This window comes from Streptomyces sp. MBT65, assembly GCF_016612545.1.
Lineage (GTDB): Bacteria > Actinomycetota > Actinomycetes > Streptomycetales > Streptomycetaceae > Streptomyces.
The window spans coordinates 1-4172 of sequence record NZ_JAENRY010000523.1; the positions used below are offsets into that span (position 1 = coordinate 1).

Genomic DNA, 4172 nt, shown 5'->3' on the forward strand with positions numbered 1-4172 from the left:
ACCCACCCCCGTCCCACGCGCCTGTCCCGCTCACTCCCCCAAGGGGCCTGACGGCCGAGGAGGTTGATCCCCCGTGTTCCACCGACGGCGTGCCACCATGGCCGCCTTCCTGCTCCCCGCGATCGCCGTGTACGCGCTCTTCATCCTGTACCCGCTGTTCAAGGGCGTGTACCTGAGCTTCACCGACAGTGTCGGCGGCCCGATCTCGCACTTCGTCGGCATGGACGAGTACACGGCGATGGCGGACGACCCGGCGGTCTCCGCGGCGCTGTGGCACACGGTCCTCTACGCCGTCGTGGTCGTCGTCGTGCAGAACGGCCTCGGGCTGCTCTTCGCGTCGATGCTGTTCCGCCGCCCGAGGGTCCGAAAGGCCCTGAACGTCGTCCTGTTGACCCCGGCGCGAGCGGCTGGCGGCGCTTCCGCAGCGTCGAATGGCCGCTGCTGGCCCCCGCGTTGACCGTCAACGTGACGCTCAGCCTGATCGGTTCGCTCAAGGTCTTCGAGTTCCCGCTCGTCCTGACCAACGGCGGCCCGGCCGGCGCCACCGACACCCTGACCCTGCTCGTGTACCGCAACATCTTCGGCGGCGGGAAGTTCGCCTACGGCGTCGCCCTCGCGGTGCTGCTCCTGGTGACCGTGGTCGTCCTGTCCAGCGCGACCAACTCCCTTCTCCGGCTGCGCGAACGGCGCGTGTGACGCCGTAACCAGCCCATCCTCTACGGCACCTGCAGCGCACGCGCACCCGAGACGGCACCCCGTCGGCACCGTTGGAATCGGACGGATCACCCCATGACCTCACCCCTCTCGACTCCGGTCCCCGCACCGGAGATCAGCCGCCCCGCCGGGCAGCGCGACACACCCCGGCCCCCGGACCGGTCCACCGACTCCGCACCGTGGAACGCGCGCAGGGTCGCCGCCGGCCTCGGCACGACCGTGCTCTGCCTCGGCACGGTCCTGTTCGTGCTGCCGTTCGTCTTCACGATCGTGACCTCGCTGCGCACGGCGGCGGACGTGGCACGCTCCCCGCTGGGCATACCGCACTCCTTCACGCTGAAGAACTTCAGAGACGCCTTCAGCCAGATCCACTACGGCACCAGCACCCTCAACACCCTTCTGATCACCGGCCTTTCGTGCGTGCTCATCACCGTGCTCGGCGCGCTCGCGGGCTATCCGCTGGCCCGCATCACGGCGGGCTGGTCGACGGCGGTGTACCGGCTGTTCATCCTCGGCACGTCGATCCCGGTGTTCGTGGTCGTGGCACCCCTGTACCTGCTGATGCGCGACCTGAACCTGCTGGACACCTACGCGGGCGTCGTCTTCATCTACACCGCGCTCAACCTGCCGCTCGCCGTGTTCTTCTACACGAGCTTCATCCGCCAGATCCCCACCGACCTGGAGGAGGCGGCGGCCCTCGACGGCTGCGGCGCGCTGCGCACGTTCTTCGTCATCATCCTGCCGCTGCTCCGGCCGGTCACCAGCACCCTGTTGACCTTCATCTCGCTCCAGATCTGGAACGACCTGCTGGTCCCCCTGGTCTTCCTCCAGGACCCGGGCAAGCGCACGGTGATGGTGAACGCGTACTCCTTCATCGACCCGCACACCGTGCAGCCGACCACCCTCTTCCCGGCCGCCCTGCTCGGTGTACTGCCCCTGTTCGTCATCTTCATCTTCTTCCAGCGCCAGATGGTCGCCGGAATGTCGGCGGGAGCGGTGAAGTGACAGACCTTCAGGAAATCAATTCCGTACGACAGTTTCAACGGCCCCTGGTGACCGGCCAGTTGGCCGCCACCCGGGTCATGGCCATCCTCAGGTCGGCCGACGCCTCCGGGCTGCCCGACGCGGCCCGTGCCCTCGCGGCCGGCGGGGTGACCTGCCTGGAGGTCACCCTCACCACGGCGGGCGCGCTGGACGCGATCGCCCGGATCAAGGACGAACTCGGCGCCGCGGTCTCGGTGGGCGCCGGTACGGTCCTCACCGTGGCCGACACCCGGGACGCGCTGGCCGCGGGCGCCGAGTTCCTGGTCTCCCCGAACGTCGAGCCGGACGTCATCCGCGCCGCGGCCGACGACGGCGTCCCCTTCTACCCGGGGGCCTGGACGGCGACCGAGGTGATCACGGCCTGGCGGGCGGGCGCGGCGGCCGTGAAACTCTTCCCCGCCTGCACCGGAGGGCCGACCCATCTGGCCCAACTCCGCGCCCCGCTACCGGAGATACCGCTCATGGCGGTCGGCGGCGTGGACCTGGAGGCGGCGGGGCGGTACGTGGCGGCGGGGGCACTCGCCGTGGGCGTCGGCTCCCCACTGCTGCGCGGCGCCGACCGGGACCCCGCCCCGGAGGCCTTGAGCGCCCTCACGGCACGGGCACGCGCACTGCTGAAGACGGTCAGGCCCGATACCGGGGCCAAGGAGTGACATCTGTGAACAGCCGCAAGCCGGTCGAGAGCGACGAGCCCTACCTCGTCACCGTGGGCGAGACCCTCGGCGTCCTGTCCGCAGCCGGCCCCGGCCCGCTCACCCTGGGCACCACCCTGCGCCTCGGCATCGCGGGCGCCGAGTCGAACGTGGCCGTGGGCGTCAGCCGCCTGGGCGGCAGGGCGACCTGGATCGGCCGGGTGAGCGAGGACGAGCTGGGCGAGCTGGTGCTACGGGAGCTGCGGGCGGAAGGAGTCACGGCCCTGGCGGTACGCGACCCGGCCCCGACCTCCCTCCTCCTCAAGGAGAAACGCACCAGCACGCACCACCGGATGCGCTACTACCGGACTGCGACGGCGGGCGTCCGCCTGGCCCCCGAGGACATCCCGGAGGAGGCGGTGGCGGGGGCGGCGGTCCTCCATGTCACCGGCATCACACCGGCGTTGGGAGAGGGCCCGGCGCGCGCGGTCCGCCGGGCCGTCGACATCGCCCGCGACGCGGGGGTGTTGGTGTCCCTCGACATCAACTTCCGCTCCCTGCTGTGGAACGAGGACGAGGCGAGGGCGGCGGTGCTTCCGCTCCTCCACGACAGCGACCTGGTGTTCGCGGGCCCGCACGAGGCGCGGCTCGCGGTGCCGGACCGCCACGAACCCGAGGAACTGGCCAAGGGGATCTGCGAGTTGGGCCCCTCCGCCGCGGTGATCAAACTGGGCGCGGAGGGAGCCTTCGCCCTCGTCGACGGCCACCCCTACCGCCAACCCGCGCTGCCCGCCCGCGTCCATGACTCGGTGGGCGCGGGAGATGCCTTCGTGGCGGGCTACTTGGCCGAGCTGCTCGCGGGCGCGCGGCCGGAGGTCCGGCTGGACACGGCGGCCCGGCTGGGCGCGTTCGCGGTCGGCACGGAGGGCGACTGGGAGGGCTTGCCGCGCCGAGCCGAACTGCCCCTGCTGGACCACCACGACGACGTACTCCGCTGAGGAACTGAGCACCAGATGACCAGTATTGCGATCATTACCGGGCAAGTTACCGTCCTGACAGGCTCGTACACCCCGGACACGGGCGGCGAGGGAGTGGGCCTGACGGCGCTGAGCCTCACTCCGGGGGACGGTGACGGCCTGGTGGTGACGGACGCCGTAACGGCAAGCGGTGCCTCGTACTTGGCGGCGCACCCGACCCTCCCCGTCGTCTACACGACACACGAGTCGACGGCGGGTGGGGTGAGCGCGTTCGGTCTGCGGGAGGGCGCCGCGCCCATGCCCTTGGGAGCGCCCCTGACCAGCGGCGGCGCGAACCCGTGCCACCTGACGGTCCACCCGGGCGGCCACTACCTCCTCACCGCCAACTACGGCACGGACACGCTGCCCGGCACGGTCGCCGTGCACCGCCTGGACGGCGACGGCCGGCTCTCGGACCTGACGGACGTGGTCGAACACAAGGGTTCGGGCCCGGTGGTCGGCCGCCAGGAGGGCACCCACGCCCACCAGGTCCTCGTGGACCCGGCCGGCCGCTATGTGCTGGCCACGGACCTGGGCGCGGACACGGTCTTCACCTACGAACTCGACGCTGTGACCGGCCGGTTGAAGCCGGTGGCGACCTCCCAACTCCGCCCGGGTTCCGGCCCCCGCCACCTCGCCTTCACCCCGACCGGCGACCTGGTCCTCAGCGCCGACGAACTCTCCTCGACGGTGACCTGCCACCGCTACGACGCCGAGACCGGCACCCTGCACGAGCTGTCCCGGGTGCCGGCCACGGCGTCGTAGC

The 4172-nt window shown here is 71.2% G+C and carries 6 protein-coding genes; all 6 read left to right on the forward strand.

Translation table 11 applies throughout. The annotated features are described in order from the left end of the window. The first annotated feature begins 73 nt into the window (after nt 1–73). The 6 genes from JHN63_RS53660 (at nt 74) to JHN63_RS49650 (ending at nt 4171) form a co-directional block, all read left to right on the forward strand. Nucleotides 74–457, forward strand: a complete 384-nt coding sequence (locus tag JHN63_RS53660; protein WP_234478891.1) for a carbohydrate ABC transporter permease — start codon at nt 74–76, stop codon at nt 455–457. Further along, a complete protein-coding gene (locus JHN63_RS53665; RefSeq protein WP_234478892.1) occupies nt 454–696 on the forward strand; it encodes a hypothetical protein in 243 nt (80 codons plus the stop codon). Before JHN63_RS53660 ends, JHN63_RS53665 begins: the two co-directional genes overlap by 4 nt. Nucleotides 697–789: 93 nt before the next feature. Next, the gene (locus JHN63_RS49635) at nt 790–1719 is read left to right on the forward strand and encodes a carbohydrate ABC transporter permease (RefSeq protein ID WP_200691718.1); all 930 of its coding nucleotides are present in this window, start codon (nt 790–792) and stop codon (nt 1717–1719) included. 47 nt (nt 1720–1766) lie between these two features. Then, a complete protein-coding gene (locus tag JHN63_RS49640) occupies nt 1767–2411 on the forward strand; it encodes a bifunctional 4-hydroxy-2-oxoglutarate aldolase/2-dehydro-3-deoxy-phosphogluconate aldolase (protein ID WP_307782180.1) in 645 nt (214 codons plus the stop codon). Between the two features lie 5 nt (nt 2412–2416). Then, entirely contained in the window at nt 2417–3388 is a 972-nt protein-coding gene (locus JHN63_RS49645; protein ID WP_200691719.1) for a sugar kinase, read from the forward strand. A gap of 15 nt (nt 3389–3403) precedes the next feature. Next, the gene (locus tag JHN63_RS49650) at nt 3404–4171 is read left to right on the forward strand and encodes a beta-propeller fold lactonase family protein (RefSeq protein ID WP_234478893.1); all 768 of its coding nucleotides are present in this window, start codon (nt 3404–3406) and stop codon (nt 4169–4171) included. Nucleotide 4172: the final 1 nt, after the last annotated feature.

Excerpts from the sequence above, each read along its gene's own strand:
- JHN63_RS49650 (WP_234478893.1), top strand. The coding sequence starts at position 3,404 with ATGACCAGTATTGCGATCATTACCGGGCAAGTTACCGTCCTGACAGGC.
- JHN63_RS49635 (WP_200691718.1), top strand. The coding sequence starts at position 790 with ATGACCTCACCCCTCTCGACTCCGGTCCCCGCACCGGAGATCAGCCGC.